The 22172-nt window shown below is 45.1% G+C and carries 14 protein-coding genes; 11 read left to right on the plus strand and 3 right to left on the minus strand.

Annotated elements, in window-relative coordinates; translation table 11 throughout:
• Nucleotides 1–23: 23 nt before the first annotated feature.
• From NSQ20_RS14845 to NSQ20_RS14870, 6 genes are all read left to right on the plus strand, one after another.
• Nucleotides 24–2093, plus strand: a complete 2070-nt coding sequence (locus tag NSQ20_RS14845) for a bifunctional aldolase/short-chain dehydrogenase (protein WP_340032861.1) — start codon at nt 24–26, stop codon at nt 2091–2093.
• Between the two features lie 19 nt (nt 2094–2112).
• Complete coding sequence (gene rhaA, locus NSQ20_RS14850) at nt 2113–3384, plus strand: L-rhamnose isomerase (protein ID WP_340032862.1); 1272 nt, start codon at nt 2113–2115, stop codon at nt 3382–3384.
• Nucleotides 3385–3541: 157 nt separating this feature from the next.
• Nucleotides 3542–5215, plus strand: a complete 1674-nt coding sequence (locus NSQ20_RS14855; protein ID WP_036608472.1) for a ribonuclease J — start codon at nt 3542–3544, stop codon at nt 5213–5215.
• A 245-nt stretch (nt 5216–5460) separates the two neighbouring features.
• Complete coding sequence (locus tag NSQ20_RS14860) at nt 5461–6444, plus strand: LacI family DNA-binding transcriptional regulator (RefSeq protein ID WP_036608469.1); 984 nt, start codon at nt 5461–5463, stop codon at nt 6442–6444.
• A 345-nt stretch (nt 6445–6789) separates the two neighbouring features.
• Nucleotides 6790–8265, plus strand: a complete 1476-nt coding sequence (locus NSQ20_RS14865; RefSeq protein ID WP_036608466.1) for a sucrose-6-phosphate hydrolase — start codon at nt 6790–6792, stop codon at nt 8263–8265.
• A 26-nt stretch (nt 8266–8291) separates the two neighbouring features.
• Complete coding sequence (locus NSQ20_RS14870) at nt 8292–10274, plus strand: sucrose-specific PTS transporter subunit IIBC (protein ID WP_340032863.1); 1983 nt, start codon at nt 8292–8294, stop codon at nt 10272–10274.
• 185 nt (nt 10275–10459) lie between these two features.
• Here the strand turns inward: NSQ20_RS14870 and NSQ20_RS14875 are convergent, their stop codons facing one another.
• Both NSQ20_RS14875 and NSQ20_RS14880 read right to left on the minus strand, forming a co-directional pair.
• Nucleotides 10460–11359 carry a manganese catalase family protein gene (locus NSQ20_RS14875; RefSeq protein ID WP_339187735.1) on the minus strand — a complete coding sequence of 300 codons (900 nt, stop codon included), beginning with the start codon at nt 11357–11359 and terminating at the stop codon, nt 10460–10462.
• A gap of 131 nt (nt 11360–11490) precedes the next feature.
• On the minus strand, nt 11491–13218 hold the full coding sequence (locus tag NSQ20_RS14880) for a cellulase family glycosylhydrolase (protein WP_340032864.1): 1728 nt from the start codon (nt 13216–13218) through the stop codon (nt 11491–11493).
• A 322-nt stretch (nt 13219–13540) separates the two neighbouring features.
• Between NSQ20_RS14880 and NSQ20_RS14885 the strand changes: the two genes are divergently transcribed.
• The 5 genes from NSQ20_RS14885 (at nt 13541) to abc-f (ending at nt 21369) form a co-directional block, all read left to right on the plus strand.
• The gene (locus NSQ20_RS14885; protein WP_340032865.1) at nt 13541–14371 is read left to right on the plus strand and encodes an amidohydrolase family protein; all 831 of its coding nucleotides are present in this window, start codon (nt 13541–13543) and stop codon (nt 14369–14371) included.
• A 240-nt stretch (nt 14372–14611) separates the two neighbouring features.
• The gene (locus NSQ20_RS14890; RefSeq protein ID WP_340033030.1) at nt 14612–16054 is read left to right on the plus strand and encodes a 6-phospho-beta-glucosidase; all 1443 of its coding nucleotides are present in this window, start codon (nt 14612–14614) and stop codon (nt 16052–16054) included.
• 424 nt (nt 16055–16478) lie between these two features.
• The gene (locus NSQ20_RS14895; protein WP_074094875.1) at nt 16479–17309 is read left to right on the plus strand and encodes a PRD domain-containing protein; all 831 of its coding nucleotides are present in this window, start codon (nt 16479–16481) and stop codon (nt 17307–17309) included.
• A gap of 212 nt (nt 17310–17521) precedes the next feature.
• A complete protein-coding gene (locus NSQ20_RS14900; RefSeq protein WP_340032866.1) occupies nt 17522–19411 on the plus strand; it encodes a beta-glucoside-specific PTS transporter subunit IIABC in 1890 nt (629 codons plus the stop codon).
• Between the two features lie 488 nt (nt 19412–19899).
• A complete protein-coding gene (gene abc-f, locus NSQ20_RS14905) occupies nt 19900–21369 on the plus strand; it encodes an ABC-F type ribosomal protection protein (protein ID WP_340032867.1) in 1470 nt (489 codons plus the stop codon).
• Nucleotides 21370–21511: 142 nt separating this feature from the next.
• Here the strand turns inward: abc-f and NSQ20_RS14910 are convergent, their stop codons facing one another.
• Complete coding sequence (locus NSQ20_RS14910) at nt 21512–22102, minus strand: biotin transporter BioY (RefSeq protein WP_340032868.1); 591 nt, start codon at nt 22100–22102, stop codon at nt 21512–21514.
• Nucleotides 22103–22172: the final 70 nt, after the last annotated feature.

Raw genomic sequence — 22172 nt, forward strand, 5'->3', positions numbered from 1 at the left:
CAAACATTATCGGAGGGAAACAAATGGTACAGAGTTTATGGAATGCATCGCAGGCATCTGAGAAAACAACAGGACTTGAGCAGTTGGTTTACCGATCCAATCTGATTGGAACTGATCGCAGTGTATGTAACATCTACGGTGGCAATACGTCTACCAAAACGACAGTGAAGGATTTTCGTGGTCGTGATGTAGAAGTAATGTATGTGAAGGGAAGCGGCTCTGATCTGGGTTCCATGGAAGCGAAACATTTTACCGGACTTGGGCTCGAAGACATTCGACCATTAATTGAACGTGAATCCATGTCGGATGAAGAGATGGTTGAATATCTGGGACATTGCATGATTGATGCCAAGCACCCGCGCGCCTCTATCGAGACTCTGCTGCATGCATTTCTTCCATATAAACATGTGGATCATACGCACCCGGATGCGATTATCAGCCTGTGTTGTGCGCATAACGGCAAGGAATTGGCGAAAGAGATCTACGGTGATCGATTTGTATGGGTGCCTTATGTACGTCCAGGGTTTACGTTATCTAAAATGATTGCTGAAAGCGTATTCTCGAATCCCAATGCGGAACTCGTACTGATGGAAAAACACGGACTTGTCACTTGGGGAGAAACATCCGAGGAATGTTACGCTCAGACTATCAAGATTATCAATGAAGCAGAAGCTTTCATCGAAGCACGAGTGAACGAAGAAAGTTTGTTTGGTGGTGTGAAACACCAGGCACTTGCCGCTGATGTTCGTCGTCAGATCGTATCACGTGTAATGCCAACGATTCGTGGAGCGGTATCGGATAGCAAAAAAATGATTTTGTCCTTTGACGATCAAGAGGACGTACTTGCTTTTATTGGCGGGGCGGATTCTCCGCAATTGTCACAGGTGGGTGCGGCTTGCCCGGATCATCTGGTACATACCAAAGTGGTACCTCTGTTCATTGATTGGGCGCCGGATGCGAATGATATCGAAGGCTTAAAAGCGAAACTGGTGGAAGGCGTGGCAGCCTACAAAGAGCAATATCAGCAGTATTTTGAGAGCAACAAAAACGAAGGTGACGTCATGTTCGAAGCGGCACCACGCGTTATCCTCATTCCAGGTGTGGGCATGATCAACACAGGTAAGAGCTGGGCGCTTTCCCAAGTAAGCGGAGCGTTGTATCACAGAGCCATTGCCGTTATGCGTGGAGCTACTAGCTTGGGCCAATTCGTATCACTCAGTGCAAATGAATCTTACAATGTGGAGTACTGGCCGCTGGAATTGTACAAATTGTCTTTGGCACCGGCAGAAACCGAGTTCTCCCGTAAAGTGGCGTTTATTACAGGCGGCGCAGGCGGGATCGGAAGTGAAACGGCACGCAGATTGGTATCTGAAGGCGCACATGTAGTGCTTGCTGATCTCAACCTGGAGGGCGCACAGAAAGTAGCACAGGAAATCAATGATCAGTACGGTACGAACCGTGCTTATGCGTTGAAAATGGACGTCACCGATGAGGAAGCCGTTCAATCTGCGTATGCTGATGTTGCGGTGCAGTATGGCGGAGTGGATATCATCGTGAACAATGCCGGATTGGCGACATCCAGCCCATTTGACGAAACATCCCTGAAAGAATGGAACCTGAATATGAATGTTCTGGGTACAGGGTATTTCCTCGTGGCTCGTGAAGCGTTCAAGCTGATGAAACAGCAGGGTATTGGTGGAAGCATGGTATTTATCGGGTCCAAGAACTCGGTGTATGCAGGTAAAAGTGCTTCGGCTTACAGCTCAGCGAAAGCGCTGGAAGCACATCTGGCACGTTGTATTGCAGCAGAAGGTGGAGAGTATGGCATCCGTGTCAACACGATTCTTCCTGATGCCATTCTACAGGGTTCAGCGATCTGGAACGGTTCCTGGAGAAACGAACGAGCAGCGGCATATGGAATTGAACCGGATCAATTGGAAGAGTATTATCGCAAACGGACGACATTGCTCGTGAATATCTATCCAAGAGATATTGCGGAAGGAATTGCATTCTTTGCTTCTTCGAAATCCGAAAAAACAACCGGTTGCATGATGACCATTGATGGCGGTGTACCGGCAGCATTTACACGTTAAATTAGGAGGGTTCTTGCGGATGGATAACCAAGTCAAGCAAGCGTATGTAGCGGCCAAGGCATTGTATGCCCAGCACGGAATTGATACGGACGAGGTACTGAACAAACTCGCGGAGATCAAAGTATCCGTACACTGCTGGCAAGGCGACGACGTCAAAGGATTTCTGAATAAAGATGGGGAGTTAACAGGTGGTATTTCCGTCACAGGTCAATATCCGGGCGCTGCGACCACACCAGCAGAACTTCGTAAAGATCTGGAGCAAGCCTTTGCTCTGATTCCCGGCAAACATAAGGTCAATCTGCACGCGATTTACACGGATACAGACGAGCAGGTTGAACTGGATCAGATTGAGCCAAAGCATTATGAGAACTGGGTGAAATGGGCGAAAGAACAAGGACTCGGTCTGGACTTCAACCCAACATGTTTTTCCCATGAAAAATCAAGTGACGGGTTCACGCTCAGTCATCCAGATCCTGAAATTCGCAAGTTCTGGATTGATCACTGCAAGGCATCCCGCCGGATTGGTGCTTATTTCGGGGAACAGCTTGGTCAGACTTGTGTAACCAATGTATGGGTACCGGACGGATTCAAAGATAATCCGGTTGATCGGTTGACACCACGCAAACGTCTCAAAGAATCGCTGGATGAAGTATTCGGCGAACCACTTAACCCGGAGCACAACCTGGACGCGGTAGAGAGTAAGCTGTTTGGTCTGGGTTCGGAAGCATATGTGGTGGGTTCTCATGAATTCTATATGGGTTACGGTTTGCAAAATGATACGTTAATCTGCCTGGATGCGGGTCATTTCCATCCTACAGAGGTTATTTCCAATAAACTGTCGTCATTGTCTTTGTTTACAAGCGGCATCCTGCTTCACGTAAGCCGCCCGATGCGTTGGGATAGTGACCATGTGGTAATCATGGACGATGAGCTGCTGGAAATTGCCCGTGAACTGGTTCGACATGATCTGCTTGCGACCACACATATTGGACTGGATTTCTTTGATGCAAGTATTAACCGTGTAGCTGCATGGGTTGTGGGTACTCGTAACACGATCAAAGCTCTTCTGCGTGCGATGCTCGAACCAGTGGATTCCTTGAAACAAGCCGAGTTGGAAGGGGATTACACGTTGCGCCTTGCCTTAACGGAAGAGTTCAAATCCTATCCGTTTGGCGCGATCTGGGACTACTATTGTGCTCAGCAAGGCGTTCCAGTTCGTGAGAAGTGGATCACCGATATCAAATCCTATGAACAAGACGTATTACTACAGCGTGATAAATCATTGGTGTAACTGTATTTACGTTTCGTCTAAACCACTATGGAATGAAAATTCCATGGTGGTTTTTTGGCATAATCACGCTGAAATGCATAACTGAGGCGATTGCTTCCATACTAGGAATATAGATCCGTATCGTATACGATTGCCACGCAGAGGAGGAATAATAGAGTTGAATCTAGCCCACAACAAACTGTATATCGCTGCACTTGGCGGCGTGAATGAAATAGGAAAGAATATGTATTTCATCCAGTACCATCAGGACATCATCGTGATTGACTGTGGTTCGAAGTTTCCTGATGAGACATTGCCTGGTATTGATCTGATCATTCCGGATGTAACGTATCTGCTGGAGAATCTGGATAAAGTAAGGGGTCTTGTAGTTACCCATGGACATGAAGATCACATCGGTGGCATTCCCTATTTGTTAAAACAAATGAACATTCCGGTGTATGCATCCAGGCTCACTCGTGGGCTGATCGAACTTAAACTGAAAGAGCATGGGTTGCTGCGCAAAGCCGACTTGCATACGATCGATGCTCATTCCAGCATTACGCTGGGAGGGATCGAGGTTTCTTTTTTTGCAACCAGCCATAGTATACCGGATTGTCTTGGTATCTTTTTTCAGACCCCAGCAGGCAATGTTGTGCATACCGGAGATTTCAAATTTGATATGTCGCCTGTACATGGACCCTTCCCAGATCTGCACCGTATGGCCGAGATTGGCAAACAGGGTGTCCATATTTTGCTCTCCGAAAGTACCAATGCAGAAAGACCGGGATTTACACCTTCCGAGCGTGTTGTGGGAGACCACATTCTGGATGCCTTTATCCGTGCAAAACAAAAAGTATTTATCTCTACCTTTGCGTCGAATGTCAGCAGGGTACAGCAGATTGTGAATGCAGCATTCGAGACGGGGCGCAAACTGGCACTGTTGGGCAGAAGTATGGTGAATGTGGTATCGGTGGCCAGTGAATTGGGGTATTTGCAAGTTCCTGATGGATTGTTGATTGAAGCTATCGATTCGGATCAGTTTCCACCAGAACAAGTTGTTGTATTATGCACCGGTAGCCAGGGAGAAGCGATGGCAGCATTGTCACGTTTGGCATCCGGTAAACATCCTCACGTAAGAATTAACGCCGGGGACACGGTCATTATTGCTGCCGGAGCCATTCCGGGCAATGAACGAAATCTTGCACATGTAATTGATAACCTGTATGTTCTCGGAGCACGTGTGATATATGGTTCAAGTGGTGCTGCTGGGATGCATGTGTCCGGACACGGCAGTCAGGAAGAACTCAAATTGATGCTTACCCTGATGAAACCGGATTATCTGATTCCGATCCACGGTGAGTTTCGCATGTTGTATCAACACAGACTGCTTGCTGAATCCGTAGGTATAGAGCGTGATCATGTGTTTATCGTGAATAATGGGGATATGGTCCAGTACAAAGACGGCATTGCTTCGCTGGGTCCCAAAATTGCATCAGGAAATAGTCTCGTAGACGGTCTGATCATGGGGGATGTCGGCAATATTGTACTTCGCGACCGCAGGCAACTGTCCTCCGATGGCATGCTGGTGATTGTGACTACACTGAGCAAAACGGAAAAACAGATGGTCACGTCACCCGAAATTATCTCCCGAGGGTTTGTATTTGTTAAGGATTCGGAAGAATTCATGCATGAGATCCATGAGCTTGTTCTATACCGGATGGGTGAGTTGACCGGGGCTGGGGTGAATCAGTGGAATGTGATCAAAAGAAAGCTGAAAGACGAGATCGGTCACTATATTTACGCTCAAACGAAGCGAAGACCTATGATCTTGCCAATTATTATTGAGGTCTGAGTCAGCAGGGATAGGGATTATCCTTGCCCTAATGGTCTGTGCAAACATGTATATGGAAGCTTAACAGCCTGATGAATGTCGGATCATACTTCGGTATGGACGTCACATTGCCATCGGGCTTTTGTTGTTTATTCGGAGTTGTACAACGTGATGTGTATTAAATGGAGTTGAATCAAATTCGCCATAGGTTCGCGATTCGAAGTATAATAAAAGGTAAACTAGTTAAAGAAACAAGAGGAGTCTTTATGAATAAAACGATTTCTGATATCGCTCAGATGGCAGGTGTGGCAAAAAGCACGGTCTCTCGCTTCCTGAATGGCGGATCGGTTAGTGAGGATACACGCCAGAAGATTGAGCGTATTATCAAACAATACAACTATGTTCCCAATACATTTGCACAGAGTCTGAAGGCTAAGAAGACCAGTATCATCGGTACGGTTGTGCCACGTCTTGATTCGTTTGCAACATCACAGACATTGATCGGAATTGATGAAGAACTGCGGAGTAATCAGTATCAGATGCTTATCGCAAATACGAGTCAGGACATGCAACGGGAGATTGATGCCATCTATGATTTTGCACGACAGAAGGTATCGGGTATTATTCTGCTGGCTGCTGAAGTGACCGAAGCACATCTGAAGGCCGTTGAGGATATACGGATTCCGGTGTTATTGGTAGGGCAGCAGCATGAGCAACTGCACAGTCTGGTTCACAATGATGATCAGGCAGGTTATGAGATGGGCAGATATGTCGTCGAACAGGGTCACCGCAAGATCGTGTATATGGGGGTTAGCGAGAAGGATCGGGCGGTAGGAATCTATCGTAAACAAGGGTTCCAGCGAGCAATCGCCGAGTGTGGTGGATGTGAAGTGAAGTATTATGAGACAAGCTTTAAGATGTCTGAAGCCATCGTTACCGCTGAAGCCATACTGAAAGAGACCACACCAACGATCATCGTGGGGGCCACGGATAATATCGCACTGGGTGTGATGAAGATTGCATTCTCCAATAAAATCCGCATACCGCAAGATTTGTCTGTTACGGGATTTGGCGGATATGATATTACGGAGATGATTCATCCCACGCTGACGACTGTGAAATATCATTATTTGCAGGCGGGCAAAGTAGCGGCGAATCACATTATTCGTCTGGTCAAAGGCGAGTCGGTGGAGGAACGAACAACACTGGACGTAGAACTAATTCCTCGAGAAAGCGTTGACAAATTATAAAAACATCCTTTATGATAATTCCATCGAACCGGTTCCATTGTGAATATCCAATGCGGATATGCGAACACGGGCAGGCACTAATGCCATATGGAATTATTTTTTTGTGTCCTTTGGAACCGGTTCCTATATTTGATTTTCGTATAAGTTAAATAAGAAATAAACATTTACGGAGAGGGCAGAAAAAATCTGAAGAAATGTAGTGTTCGCCTTTAGCACCGGATTTCACCCTTTAGAAAAGGGATCAGGAAATCTGGGGATAACAGCGATCGGAGGATTGTTCTGCCATCGTAGTCCCAGTGTGAAATTTCTTGGTCTAACTTATATAAGCAAGAATGGAGAACAGCTATGAAAATGACTAGAGAGCAACGCTACAGACGAATTGAGCAAGCAGAGCCTGGAGAGATTGCGAAGCTTGAAGCACAGATATCCGTATGTCCTTGGAGACAAAGTTATCACATTCAGCCGATAACAGGTCTACTTAATGATCCTAACGGCTTTGCATATTATCAAGGCTATTATCATCTGTTCTATCAGTGGTTTCCACTTGGGACAGAACATGGCATGAAATACTGGTATCATACCCGCTCGAAGAATCTGGTGAACTGGGAAAATGTCGGGATTGGAATCGAACCGGGTGGCAGGTATGACTCACACGGAGCTTATTCCGGTAGCGCAATTGAAAAAGACGGCAAGCTGCACTTGCTATACACGGGCAATACCAGAGATGAGGATTGGGTCAGACATCCGTATCAATGCCTGGCAGTTATGGATGAAAGCGGTTCAGTAACCAAACTGAATGATCCCGTGATCTCGTCTGTGCCAGCCGGATACACGGAACACTTCAGAGATCCCAAGGTGTGGAAACAAGGAGACACGTATTATTGTGTAATTGGTGCGCAGAGAACAGACGAGACGGGATGTACAGTGCTGTATCGCTCCATTGATCTGAACAACTGGGAGTTCCTTGGTGAAATTCGTACGCAATTAACCTCCTTTGGTTACATGTGGGAGTGCCCGGATTATATGGAGATGGACGGGAAAGGTGTACTTGTCTTTTCCCCGCAAGGCTTAGATGCAGCGGGAGATCATTATCAGAATATTTTTCAATCCGGTTATCTGATCGGTGAGCCGCTCAATCTCCAGACGAGAGAGTTCAATCATGGTGAATTTCAGGAACTGGATCGTGGATTCGACTTCTATGCGCCGCAGACGATGCAGGGCCCGGACGGAAGACGTATTCTGGTTGGATGGATGGGACTTCCCGATCTGGAATATCCGACAGACGGTAGTGGCTGGGCTCATTGCCTGACCATTCCTCGGCAATTGTCACTCCGTGACGGCAAGTTAATTCAACAACCGGTTGCAGAGATGGTCCAATTACGTCAGCAGGAGGAAGGGACACATATTCGCGCAACGATTGATAATGAGAGTCGATCTTTCACTGGTTTTAATGGGATTGCCTATGAGCTGATATGTGAGATAAGCCATGTAGAAGCAGAGGTTGTAGGCATCGAATTCCGGGCAAATGGAACTGAAAAAACGGTTCTTCTGTATGATCGGATTCAGCTGAAAGTTGTCTTGGATCGGACGATGTCTGGTACCGAGCTGGCAGAGCAGAATGGTGTTGTACGAAAGTGCACACTTACTTCGGAAGTGATCAAGTTCCATCTGTTCGTAGATTCGTCTTCCGTCGAGATCTTTGTGAACGATGGGGAAGAGGTCTTTACCAGCCGCATTTTCCCAAGCCGGGACAGCGTGGACATTCATTTCTTTACACACGGAGGCAAAGCTGATTTTGAAGCAACTCAATGGAATTATTAAGTATTACGTGAGAGGAATGAGATAACATGTCGGAGAATCAACGAATTGCCCAGGAAGTCATTCATGCCATCGGGGGCAAAGAGAATATCGCATCATTTGCACATTGTGCAACACGTCTTCGTATCATGGTGAAAGATAAAGAAAAGATTGATCAGAAAACGGTCGAGAATATCGAGAAGGTGAAAGGTGCTTTTTTCAACTCAGGTCAATATCAGATTATCTTTGGTACGGGAACAGTGAATCGAATCTTTGAAGAGGTTGAGAAGCTGGGCATCGAAGGAACGTCCAAGGAAGATGTGAAGAGTCAGGGGAAAAAAGAAGGAAATGCTTTTCAACGGGCTATCCGCACGTTTGGTGACGTATTTGTACCCATCATTCCCGTACTGGTAGCTACAGGACTGTTCATGGGATTGCGCGGATTACTTACCCAGAATGAAATTCTGGCGTTATTCGGTGCAACACCGGATGATATCTCGGCCAATTTCCTGTTGTTCACTCAAATCCTGACGGATACGGCATTTGCATTTCTACCTGCACTTGTAGCGTGGTCCGCATTCCGCGTATTTGGCGGAAGTCCAGTACTTGGTATCGTACTGGGGCTAATGCTGGTCAATCCTGCATTACCCAATGCTTACGCGGTGGCAGATGGATCAGCACAGCCGCTGCATATGTTCGGTTTTATACCTGTCGTGGGTTATCAAGGTTCGGTTCTGCCTGCGTTCTTTGTAGGTTTGATTGGAGCCAAGTTTGAGAAGGTACTAAGAAGACGGGTGCCTGAGGCATTGGACTTAATTCTGACTCCTTTTATTACGTTGACAGTCATGATTACGCTTGGACTTTTCGCCATTGGTCCCGTATTCCATTCCCTAGAAGAGTGGGTGCTGCATGGAACAACTGCCGTATTGGATCTGCCGTTTGGAATCGCTGGTATTATCATTGGATTCTTCCATCAGATTATTGTCGTTACCGGTGTACATCACATCTTTAATTTCCTGGAGATTCAGCTACTGGAGAAAACGGGATTCAATCCGTTCAACGCCATCATTACCTGTGCCATGGCAGCTCAAGGAGCGGCTTGTCTCGCAGTCGGTCTGAAGACCAAAAATATGAAACTCAAAGCACTCGCATTACCTTCTTCCTTGTCCGCATTTCTGGGCATTACGGAGCCAGCGATCTTCGGAGTTAACTTGCGTTATATGAAACCATTTATTATGGGACTTGTTGGTGGTGGTGTGGGTGGTTTCATCGCTTCCTTGTTCCATCTGCAGGGTACAGGCATGGCTGTAACGGTTATTCCCGGTACACTGCTCTATCTGAACAGCCAACTGCCGTTGTATATCTTGTCCAACGTAGTTGCCATGGCGATTGCATTTGCACTTACCTGGTTCTTCGGATATAAGGATCAACCGGTCGCAGAAGAATCGGTGAGCCATGAGAACAGTGGAGTAACATCAACTGAAGTTAAAGCAGAGGACTCTAATCCGCGTATTAATTCAGTTACCGATGCCGTTACAAGCAATCGTCCTAAGGTAGATTTTCTCGAAATCGCTTCGCCAATGAACGGTACCGTCGTTTCTCTGGAGCAGGTTCCTGACCCGGCGTTCTCGGAAAAACACATGGGTGAAGGCATTGCCATTGAGCCATCAGAAGGAAAAGTGTACGCACCGTTTGATGGAGTCATCGCACATGTCATGAACAAGAGTAAACATGCGGTGATTCTGGAGCATGAGACAGGTGTACAGATGTTGGTTCATATCGGAATTAATACGGTTGGACTGAAAGGAAACGGTTTTACCGCACATGTGAATAGCGGAGATCGTGTAACTGCAGGTCAATTGTTGATCGAATTTGACATGGATGTCATTCAGGCTGCGGGTCTACCTTTGATTACACCTGTGTTGATCCCAAGTGGAAACGAAGCGATAGCAACTGTTACAGCAGCCTCAACCGGTCGTGTGCAAGCCAATGGGGAAACGGTGCTGGTAGTGAAATTTACTGAGCCACAATAGAGGCGTGTAAAGTGGGAAGCGGGGAGAGATGTATCTCCCCCGTTTCCCTTTTTTGTGTGCGCCATAAGAAATCAAAGAAACAGATCATCAATAATCTAATTAAACAAAGAGTTCCAGCACACAAGGTAGCACCAGTTTACGGTTATCCAATCGACGCCCATGAAAAACAAACGTTGATCGTGATCCTACAGACCAGCGTGACGTTTCAGTCGCTCGGCAATCTGCATTAGATCTTCCGCGGATATCCCTGGCGCAAATTCTTCCGGCAGATCAGGTAGCTCAGGCACTGGCCCTCCATACCCCGGCAAGCCTGCAAAAGCCTCCAGTTTACCACCATCGGTTGGGTGTGTCCCTTTCCAGATCTGGGCAATGCCCTGATAATCCTTGTCGCTGAACGTGTACAACCTGCGGTGCTCACCCTTCGCTTCCCACTTACGTGTCGTTTCAAAAGCTTTATTATCCAGTCGCGGAATAGGGAACATCTTTGTTACATCAACGCCCGTTGCAATTTCCAGTGCCTTGGCATACGCCAGAACGTGCACACCGCCGCGAACAAGCAGATAACCTGTCATTTCTCGGGCTGTTTTGTTGTCCGTCATTTCGTAGACTCTCATTTTGTGAGTCCTGGCTCCGCATTCAAGAAAGAAATTATGCAGCAGATCAAAGATCAGATTGCCACTGCTCACAACATATGAACCATTCCAGGGTCTTCCCATGGAGTCATACGGGAGCGCTGTCTGGGCCGATTCGATAAAGTGTGACGTCATCCGTGCGTCTTTACCAACACGCAGTGGTGTGGAGTCTGGGTCACCTGGTGATGTTGAACCTTCAAGCATGAGGTTAATCGTATTGGCGACAAGTTCGACATGGCCGAATTCCTCCGCAGTAATACTTGCAACAATGTCATAAAATGGACGCAGCTTGGATCTACCTCTGAAATTAAATGACTGAAACATATAGTTATTTAATGTTGACATTTCCCCGAACTTTCCACCAAGCAACTCCTGAACTGCACTAGCTCCATTAGGGTCCGGATTATTGGATATGGGTAGTTCGATGGCAAGACGGTCTACACGTTTAAACATGACATTTCCCCCTCAATCCTAGTTAGTGTAAAGGTATGAAGGGCCACTTGTACGTTATTCAATCAATTGTGAAACAAAAACAAAACGTTCTGCCAGAGCTTAAAGCTCTGTACAGAACGTTAGATGAGTTCTTATTTGGAAGTTACACCAACAACGCTGGTTCCATTTTTCGTGATTTTGTACGTCAGCACATCTCCGTTCCAGAAATGGAACTTAAGCGTGACTTCGCCATCATTGGTTTCATTGAAGAAGTTAGGTTTCAGCTCAATCACATTACGTTCGTAATCTGGGCTAAATGTGTAGGAGAATTCTTTGAACGAAGTCCAGTTCTGTGGACCGGCGTTTTCTCCGTTTGCATATGTTGCTTCCATCGTTGCCAGTTGGCTCCCGTTAAACGTAGTCGGAATGGCAAATGCACTGGTTGTACCTGTTGCATCGTTCAACTTAGGTGTGTCATATTTAATGATATTGAAGTTCCAGTCAGCACCTTCATTGAATCCAGCCGTGAGTGTGGCATTTACGCCCAAATCACCAGAGGTTGTCAATTTGGTTAACAGATTGGATTTTAACGTAAGCACATCTTTTTTGATCGTATAGTCTTTACCTCTTACAAGAGGGGTAGTGCCATTTTTCAACGAATTGAATTTGTTCCCATTCAGATTGAGTTTTACCTTCTTATCTTGAATGGCTTCATTTTGTTTAAGATATACGAGATCCGTTTCGGCTGTGGATGAGCGACCTGTCCAGCTGGCTTTCATGGTATCAAACAATTCCTGATCAGACCAAGTAAAACTTGTGCGACCGAAGTGTTGTCCGTTATCCCACAACATCGTTGTCATCTGTTTTTGACGCAGATATTGTCCAACAAATTCGAAGAATTTCAGTTTTTCGCCTTGCTCAATGACACCTGTGTGTTGATCAAAACCAAGCAAGCCATACTCACCAACGATAACCGGAATGCCTTTCGCTGTAAAAGCATTGTATACCCGATCAAAAGTGTCGGTAACGTCCTTCTGTACTTCCTCGTTATACTTGGTGTAACCTGCGATGTTCACACTGAATGGCCAGAACCCGTAGTAGTGAACGGTTGCAATAATATTGGTGTCATTCAATTTTTGAATGGTCTTATTCAGTTCATCCAGATCAGGTTGAGCGGAAGAGGTATGCATCGTTGGAAGTACAAGAGGACGTGTCTCGTTGTTTCCACCCGAAGTTCTTACGATTTTGTGAAAAGAAGTATTCAATTCGTCCAGCATGCGATATCCAATCGCTGCATCTGTTGTGCCGCCTTCGGAGAAACGTGGTTCGTTAACACTTTCGAACATGAGTTTATCGGATGCATCTTTGAATTTGTCTGCGATCTGAGTCCAAGCAGCGTTGTAACGTGCAAGCACATTGTCATGGTCTTTCTCCATGTAACTGATCCAGCGCCAGGAATCATGGTGAAGATTGATCATGACGTAGAGATCCGCATCAAGCGCCCAGTCTACTACTTCCTGAACCCGATTCATGTAAGCGGAATCAATTGTGTAGTCGGGTGCGTCACCGATGTGGGCTTCCCAGGTCACAGGGATACGGATACTGTTGTAGCCCTCAGCTGCGATCGATTGAATTAGTTCCTTCGTAATGCGTGGGTTACCCCAGGCTGTTTCATCTTCACCAACGGCGTCTAGAGAGTTACCCAGATTCCAGCCAGGCTCCATGGCGTTTACATAGGTCTGCATTTTGCTTGGAGCGGGTGATGCACTGGCTTGTTCGCTGTTGTCAGTTGCAGCTGAAGCCATAGCCGAGGAGAATAGAGATAGAATCAGGGCAGTCACAAGCGTAAGAGAAAGGACTGATTTGCGGTTTTTTTTCATTAATATAGTCTCCTTCGAATAGAGAATGGTTGAACGTGAATAGCGGTTAAGCAGGGTGAAAATAGAGCTCAACGCAAACCCAAATTCACTTGTTTAATACTGGAATCACCACCGATTTATGCACTGAAAGCGTTTTCGTAATTTACTATATCATGATTTAATATTGGACAATACCTGCACAATTGGAATAAAAATCATGTGAAAATCAGTGATTTTGTCATATGAATAGATTGTGTAGTGAGCGTTTATTTCATTGGAAATGAAAATCATATGGTTGCTTTTTAATGATAATTAGATTTAAATACCCTGGGAGGGATCCAATATGAAGCTGGATGCACATCAACATTTTTGGGAATACAACGTCGCCGAGTACGGATGGATTGGAGAAGAGATGAAAGTCATTCGTCAATCTTTTCTTCCAAAAGATCTTGAACCTTTATTGATCCAATCCGGACTGGAGGGATGTATTGCGGTACAAGCCAGACAATCACTGACAGAAACCGAGTGGCTTCTGCAGTTGGCAGATCGGCATGAATGTATCAAAGGTGTTGTCGGATGGGTGGACCTTTGTTCGGATGAAGTTCGGAATCAGCTTGAACTGTTCGCGTCCAATCCGTATCTGAAGGGCGTACGTCATGTCATACAGGATGAACCTGATCTGAAGTATGTATTGAGAGAAGACTTTCAGCGCGGAATTTCATTGCTAAAAGAGTATGATTTGGCCTATGATCTGTTGGTATCCAAGGAGCAACTGCCTTATGCCGTTGAACTGGTTAAGACGTTTCCTGAACAGCGATTTGTACTTGATCATCTAGCCAAACCCGACATAAAATCAGGTATACTCTCACCGTGGAAAGAAGCGCTTGAGTCATTGGCCGCACAACCTAATGCGTACTGTAAACTTTCAGGGATGGTGACGGAAGCAGACTGGGCAAATTGGACTCCAAAGGATTTTACAGCCTATCTGAATATCGCCATAGAAGCCTTTGGTGCGCAAAGGTTAATGTTCGGGTCCGACTGGCCCGTGAGCAACGTTTCAGCTACGTATTCTGAAGTATATGGTCTTATTAATTCTCACATTAATGCCTTACATATACTAGATCAACAGATGATTCTTGGCGGCACATGTGCTGCGTTCTATCAAATATCGTAGTGGGCAATCCGAAGCTAAACCGGTTTCAAGAAGTTGACAACTGTTCTGATTCTTGCTAAAGTTTTATCCAATCCGCATAATCATGATCTGGGAATGTTACCGATATGGGCATAACCTGAGCTGGCTTGTTTACACGTAATCGTGTACCCAGGCTGGTTCGGGTTTTTTCTATTTTGTCTTTTTAATATTTTTCAGGATTTGAGCGGGTAGCTGAATTACATATTTGGAAGGAGAATGATGATGACGAATTTTAAGTTTCCTAAAGACTTTTTGTGGGGTGGAGCCATTGCTGCCAATCAGGCGGAGGGCGCGTATCTGGAAGATGGCAAAGGGCTGAGTATTGTTGACTTGCTGCCAACAGGAGAGAACCGCAGAAGCATTATGAAAGGCAATGTTCCAGCTTTTACGCCGCTTGCTACCGAGTTCTATCCTTCGCATGAAGCAATCGATTTTTATCACCGATACCCTGAAGACATTGCTTTATTTGCCGAAATGGGATTCAAAGCACTGCGTGTCTCCATTGCTTGGGCACGGATTTTCCCGACAGGAGAAGATTCACAGCCAAATGAAGCCGGATTACAATTTTACGATAACCTATTTGATGAATTGTTGAAAAACGGCATTGAACCTGTGGTTACATTAGCTCACTTCGATGTGCCTGTGCATCTGATCGAGAAGTATGGCAGCTGGAGAAGTCATGAACTGGTAACTCTTTTCGAGACTTACGCTACAACGGTATTCACTCGGTACAAAGACAAGGTGAAATACTGGATGACATTTAATGAGATCAACATGCTGTTACATCTTCCGTTCCTTGGGGCGGGGCTGGCGTTTAATGAAGGGGATAACATCAAGGAAATTCAATATCAGGCTGCTCACCACCAACTGGTTGCAAGTGCACTGGCAGTCAAGGCATGTCATGAGATTATTCCTGGTGCCATGATTGGGTGTATGCTCGCCGCAGGAAGCTTCTATCCGTATACTTGTAATCCGGAAGATGTGTTCCAGGGCATGGAAAAAGATAGAGAGTCCTATTTCTTCATCGATGTGCAGTCACGTGGGGAATATCCGGGTTATGCCAAACGTTTCTTCAAAGATCACGAGTTGAACATTGTTATGCAGCCGGGTGATGCGGAAATCTTGAAGAATCATACCGTAGATTATATCGGATTCAGTTATTATTCAAGTCGTACAACTAGTACCGATCCGGAAGTTATCAAAAATATGACCAGTGGTAATGTATTTGGCTCGGTAGCCAATCCATATCTGGCGAAGTCCGAGTGGGGCTGGACGATTGATCCCAAAGGATTCCGTATTACCGCCAATCAACTACATGATCGTTATCAGAAGCCGCTGTTTGTTGTTGAGAATGGATTTGGTGCCAATGACGAGGTTACACCGGAAGGTGAAGTGGATGATGCGTACCGGATTGACTACTTGAAACGACATGTAGCTGAAATGGGTGAGGCCATTCAGGATGGAGTGAACATCATCGGTTACACCAGCTGGGGACCTATTGATATTGTAAGTGCCTCCTCAGGTGAGATGAGAAAACGTTATGGCTACATTTACGTGGATCGTAATAATGAAGGTCAAGGTGAGCTGACACGACTGAAGAAGAAGAGTTTTGAGTGGTACAAAAATGTGATCGAATCCAACGGAACAAACTTGGGTGACGCGTAATTTATATTTTTCTGAATTAAAATGGTCTTGTACGGCAATAAAACATCGGAAGTTTCATCTATATAAATTGAACTAAACTTCTACACAAAACGGAGAGGACAGAAAAAAGCTGGGGATAACAGCGATCGGAAGGTTGTTCTGTCATCGGAGTAGCTAGTGTAAATATTATCTAATTCAATTTATATAACCATGGGACTTCCGTTTGTCCCCGCATTGAAAGCGTTGACATATAGTCAGGTTCGCGCTATACTTGACGCAATTATATCGTTTCTGGGATTGTTACTACTCGAAGTAGGCAAAACCTAAGCACCAAAAAAAGCAGACCACCATGTCTTGTTTATTTTGTGATGCTTCAGGTTTTTTTTGTATGCCCAAAAGACGATGTATAACTGCCAAGAGAGTGGAACGTGACGGGGGGATTGAATTGAAAATAGCAAAGGTTATCAACAATAACGTCATTAGCATCTATCAGGCGGATGGAGCAGAGCTTGTGGTGATGGGACGTGGGATTGCCTTTAAGAAAAAGCCGGGGGATAAAGTAGACGAGACCCGCATCCAGAAAGTATTTGCATTGAAAAACAAACAAACATCCGATAATTTCAAAATGCTGCTGCGGGAAGTTCCGATGGAACTGATTGAAATTGTGGAAGAGATTATCACGTATGCGCGTGAGAATCTGGGTCGAAAGCTGAATGAGAACATCTATGTATCTCTTACAGACCATATTAACTTCGCCATCGAACGTTATCGGGAAGGCGTGGAGATCAAGAACGCATTAATGTGGGAGATCAAACAGTTGTACAAGTCCGAATTCGAACTGGGCCTGAGGACGCTGGAACAGATCAACACTCGTATGAATATTGAGCTTCCACCCGATGAAGCCGCTTTTATTGCCCTGCATATTGTTAACGCAGAGATGAACGAAGAAGTTATAACAACGATGAATATTACGAAGTTTATCCAGCAGATTATTAATATAGCGAAATATCATTTCAAAATGGAATTTGATGAGGACTCTCTCAGTTATTTTCGCTTTATCACACATCTGAAGTTCTTCTCCCAGCGTGTGCTCAGTGGTACGCATTACGACAACAACTATGATCATTTCTATGACATGATTAAGGAGAAACATCCGGATGCCGCAGCGTGCATGGAGAAAATTGAGTTGTTTGTCAAAAAAGAGTACAACCATGAGCTGACCAATGAAGAAAAGTTGTATCTGACGGTTCATATCGAACGAGTGGTTAATCGATAATATTTAAATGTTGACAAAAATGGTTTAATTATAATAATATGTGATTAACAGGAATTGAATACGATTTAACTGGGATTGTTACTGGTTATGCAGGCAAAACCTAAGTCATGAGAAGGTCAGGACCATTGTGTCCCCTTGCTCAAGGCTTAGGTTTTTTGCGTGCAAAAAAAATCGGTAAGAGGCCTGTTTGAGAAAAAGTGGGGGTGCAGATCATGAGTCAAGAGAAACTGGCCAAAGAGATTGTAGAACTGGTCGGCGGTGAGAAAAATGTGGAATCGCTGGTTCATTGTGCAACACGGTTACGGTTTGTATTGAAGGACGATGCCAAGGCAGACAAAGCCAAACTGGAGAAAACAGAAGGCATCATCGCAGTCAAAGAAAACGGAGGACAGTTTCAGGTGGTTGTTGGTAACAAGGTGCCTGAAGTCTATAGTGCCATTGGACAGATCAGTAACATTCTGGACGATTCGACTGATAAAGAAAAACCTCGCAAAGCAGCCAAAGGGCTCGGGGGGATTATCGATATCATATCCAGCATCTTTGCACCACTTCTGGGTGTTATGGCGGGAGCCGGTATTCTAAAAGGGTTATTGTTGATTGCAAGCAATATTGGATGGCTGGAAACGACAGAAACAACATATACAATCCTGTATGCAGCAGCAGATAGTCTCTTCTATTTCCTGCCTCTGTTGTTAGCGGTTACAACAGCACGTAAATTCCAGGGAAATATGTTTGTAGCGATGACGATTGCAGGAGCACTGATCTATCCGTCCATCGTCGCGTTGAAATCAGAGGGAACACCAACGGATTTCTTCGGTATCCCTGTCATCTTGATGAACTATTCATCTACAGTTATTCCTATCATTTTAGCTGTCATTGTCATGAGCAAGTTGGAAAAGTTCTTTAATAAAACACTTCACGATAGTGTGAAAAACTTTGTTACACCATTATTTTTGCTAGTGATTATGGTACCTCTGACACTGTTGGTATTCGGACCATTTGGTGTCTACGTTGGTAATGGAATTGCAGCTGGACTGGTTGCCGCATTTGGATTCAGTCCATTGCTCGCAGGAGCCGTTATGGGTGCAAGCTGGCAGCTTCTCGTTATCTTCGGAATACACTGGGGGCTGATTCCGGTATTTATCAACAACGTTGCAGTGTATGGACAGGATGGTGTTAAACCAGCTGCCACAGCTTCAATCTTTGCTCAAACGGGCGCTACTTTTGGGGTTATGTTGAAAACCAAGAACAAAAAACTGAAAACGCTGGCGGGATCATCCACGTTGACCGCATTATTCGGTATTACTGAACCGGCCATCTATGGGGTAACATTACCACTGAAACGTCCATTCATTGCAGGCGTAATCGGTGGTGCAGTTGGTGGAGCTATCATTGGTCAAGCGGGCACATTGGCATTTGCATCCGGCGCACCAGGGTTGCTGACCTTACCAATCTTCTACGGACCAGGCGGACAAGGTTTCCCAGGATTGATTCTGGGTATCGTAGTATCGTTTGTTGTTTCGGCTGTACTGACGTACATCATGGGCTTCAAAGATCCGGTTGAAGAAGAAACAAAAACCGAACCTACGACATCCGCTCAGCAATCTGTTCGTGCAACGAATGCTTCGGACGAAAATGTATTTAGCCCAATCGAAGGAACGATTGTTGAATTGTCTGAAGTTCCAGACCCGGCTTTTGCATCGGGAGCAATGGGTAAAGGGATCGCGATTGAGCCAACTGTGGGCAGAGTCGTAGCGCCTTTTGATGGTACAGTTACCGTTGCATTCAAGAAAAAACATGCCTTGGCTGTAGTATCAGACACCGGTGCTGAGATATTAGTTCACGTGGGAGTTGATACCGTTAAATTGGACGGACAGCATTTTGTGTCCCATATCAAGGAAGGCGATCGGGTCCAAGCGGGAGATCTGTTGCTTGAGTTCGATATTGCACAGATTAAGGCTGCTGGTTATCACACGGTAACGCCGATTATCGTAACGAATTCCGCCAACTACGAGGAAGTAATTCCACAGGCTACAGGTCAGGTTCATAGCCAGGAACTTCTATTGAAATTAAGTAGCGGTAATGACCAGGAACAAAAGTAGTTTGATGTACTAATCTGATGGTGTAGTGTTTTCATCGTTCCGTTGACATGGTGGAATTGGAAAATTATAATTAGAATTGTACATCTATACATGATAATGAAAGGTGGATTATTGAATATGACACATGCAATGAGACTGCGCTTCCTTCCTTTGAATCGGTAATTGAATACGTTCAAAGGTTCTGACTATTGGTTCAGAGTAAACGGGATCAGTCTGTCATTTTCAATCATCCTGACCTTAAGATAAGTGTTATACTCGCTTACCCGTTTACGTTGAATCACAGGCCGTGGCCTGTGATTCTTTGTTTTTTCTTCTGATTATCTTAATCAGGTAAATAATTAGGTACAGGCGCTCAATACAGACTACTGGGGGGAACCGCTATGATGACGTTACTGTTCTATTGATACGAGCTGGCACGATAAGCTCGTATCGATAGAAGCGTGCTTCGCTATCGATACGAAATAAATCTTATTTCGGAGGTAGCGAATATGGAAAAGATATGTTTTGAATTAGAACAGGTTGAGATGACCTATATGGATAAAGTAATACTGAACATTGAGCGACTGGCTGTGCATCAACTGGATCGCATTGGTGTAGTGGGTGGTAATGGTCAGGGTAAAAGTACATTGTTGAAACTCATTGCGGGACAGATCCAGCCAACAGCCGGAAAGGTAAAACGTTTTGCAGAGTTTGGTTATTTGGAACAAGTGGAACCGCCCCAGTCTAACGAAAGTATCGAAGTTGACGGGGCTTTACTCAGTAAATTAGCGATACCTCAACACGATCAGCCATGGAGTGGTGGAGAACAGACCCGTCTAAAACTGGCTCAAATGTTCACTCATTATCATGAAGTACTGTTACTGGATGAACCAACGACACACCTGGATCAAGCGGGCATTACATTTTTGCTGGATGAATTGCGTTATTATTATGGGGCGCTTGTGCTGATCAGTCATGATCGTGCGGTTCTGGATGAACTGGTGACCACGATCTGGGAAATCCATCAAGGTGAGGTTCGCGTATATTCCGGCAACTATAGTGATTATCAGGCACAGAAGAGGCTGGAGCGTGAACAACAAAACCAGGCCCATGAGCAGTTTTCCAAGGAGAAAAGACGATTGGAGCTGGCCGCTCGGGAAAAGATGAAGAAAGCCGAGAAAATAACGCAGGCCGGAAGCATGTCCAAAAAAGAATCCAAGGCAAAAACAAACCGTATGGTTGAAACCAAATCCAAAGGCACCAGTCAAAAAGCGGTGCACCGCGCAGCCAAAGCGATTGAACAGCGGATGCAACAACTTCACGAGGTAAAAGCGGTGCAAGAGGATCGGCCTATGATCTTCCGTCAGCCAAAGACACTGGAGCTGCACAATCGATTTCCGATTATGGCAGATCGCCTTACACTTGAGGTGGATGGAAACATATTGTTGGAGGATGTAAGTTTTCAAATTCCATTAAAACAAAAAATAGCGATAACCGGAGCCAATGGCAGTGGGAAAAGCACATTGCTTAACCATGTTTTCCATGTGGGAGATCAGATCACAATGTCTCCAAAAGCAAAGCTCGGTTATTTTCAGCAAATGAGCTATCGTTTCACGACAAAAGAGACCGTATTACAATTCCTGAAAAATCGTTCGGAATATGAGGAATCAGAGCTCAGAAGTGCGTTGCATGCGATGCAGTTTACAGGTAATGACTTGCTGAAGAATGTTGGGACATTAAGCGGAGGAGAAGCGATTCGTCTTCAATTATGTCATTTGTTTCTTGGACAATATAACATTCTATTGTTGGATGAGCCGACGAACTTTCTTGATATGCATGCATTGGAAGCGTTGGAGCGTTTTATTAAGGCGTATGAAGGAACGATTCTGTATGTATCTCATGATCAGAGGTTTATTGAAAATACAGCGGATCAACAATTTCATATTACAGAGCGTCAATTAATTCAGGTGAATATATAAGTTGAACTAAAGAAGATTTACACGTATCACTCCGATGACAGAACAATCTTAGAGGAAGAGAAGTAACGAAAACCGCCAAAGTGATTTTGGCGGTTTCGTCGTTTTCAAAGATAGGCAGATTAGTTACCTTATGTAGCTTCTATTAAGAATCCGCCTTTAAAACCGTGGAATGCATGTTACCTGTGAGACGTTGAGGTGGGAAAACCATGCGCACTGGCGCAATGATGATGGCAGCAAATACAGCTTTGATCAGATCCCCAATAATGTAAGGATAAAACCCTTGAATCATGGCCTCAGGTATGTCCATTTTGTAAGCATAGGCAAGCCAAGGGACCCCCGAGACATACACGAGCAGTGAACCAAATAGTTCAAATACAACAAAAGCGAGTATGAATCCTGTTACACCTTTGATGTTGATTCGTGCAAGCAACAATCCAATCAATAATGCGGAGAACGGCCACATCATCACATATCCTCCGGTAGGTCCAAGAAGTACCGCAAGTCCTCCGGTCCCGTGTAGCAAGGGGAAACCAAGAGCGGTGAGCAGAACAACCATGGTAACGCTCAGAAAACCATATAGTGGACCAAGTAATCCTCCGGCCAGCATGACAGCCAAAGTTTGTAATGTTATCGGTACTGGGGAGAAGCCAATGGGAATGCTTATGTAACCAAAAAGTACTAAAATTGCGGCCATAAGTGCGCTGAATACAATGCCTCGCAAAGATAATTTCATGTTTGAACAATCCTCTCCATTTTGGTAATATGATTGTTAACCGATTATATAAAAGTGGTTAACGATTAGG

It is taken from the genome of Paenibacillus sp. FSL K6-1122, from assembly GCF_037977015.1.
Classification (GTDB): Bacteria; Bacillota; Bacilli; order Paenibacillales; family Paenibacillaceae; genus Paenibacillus; species Paenibacillus amylolyticus.

Bases quoted from the DNA above. Each gene is read 5' to 3' on its own strand.
- NSQ20_RS14845 (WP_340032861.1), top strand. From the start codon at position 24: ATGGTACAGAGTTTATGGAATGCATCGCAGGCATCTGAGAAAACAACA.
- rhaA (WP_340032862.1), top strand. From the start codon at position 2,113: ATGGATAACCAAGTCAAGCAAGCGTATGTAGCGGCCAAGGCATTGTAT.
- NSQ20_RS14860 (WP_036608469.1), top strand. From the start codon at position 5,461: ATGAATAAAACGATTTCTGATATCGCTCAGATGGCAGGTGTGGCAAAA.
- NSQ20_RS14865 (WP_036608466.1), top strand. From the start codon at position 6,790: ATGAAAATGACTAGAGAGCAACGCTACAGACGAATTGAGCAAGCAGAG.
- NSQ20_RS14870 (WP_340032863.1), top strand. From the start codon at position 8,292: ATGTCGGAGAATCAACGAATTGCCCAGGAAGTCATTCATGCCATCGGG.
- NSQ20_RS14875 (WP_339187735.1), bottom strand. From the start codon at position 11,359: ATGTTTAAACGTGTAGACCGTCTTGCCATCGAACTACCCATATCCAAT.
- NSQ20_RS14880 (WP_340032864.1), bottom strand. From the start codon at position 13,218: ATGAAAAAAAACCGCAAATCAGTCCTTTCTCTTACGCTTGTGACTGCC.
- NSQ20_RS14885 (WP_340032865.1), top strand. From the start codon at position 13,541: ATGAAGCTGGATGCACATCAACATTTTTGGGAATACAACGTCGCCGAG.
- NSQ20_RS14890 (WP_340033030.1), top strand. From the start codon at position 14,612: ATGACGAATTTTAAGTTTCCTAAAGACTTTTTGTGGGGTGGAGCCATT.
- NSQ20_RS14900 (WP_340032866.1), top strand. From the start codon at position 17,522: ATGAGTCAAGAGAAACTGGCCAAAGAGATTGTAGAACTGGTCGGCGGT.
- abc-f (WP_340032867.1), top strand. From the start codon at position 19,900: ATGGAAAAGATATGTTTTGAATTAGAACAGGTTGAGATGACCTATATG.
- NSQ20_RS14910 (WP_340032868.1), bottom strand. From the start codon at position 22,102: ATGAAATTATCTTTGCGAGGCATTGTATTCAGCGCACTTATGGCCGCA.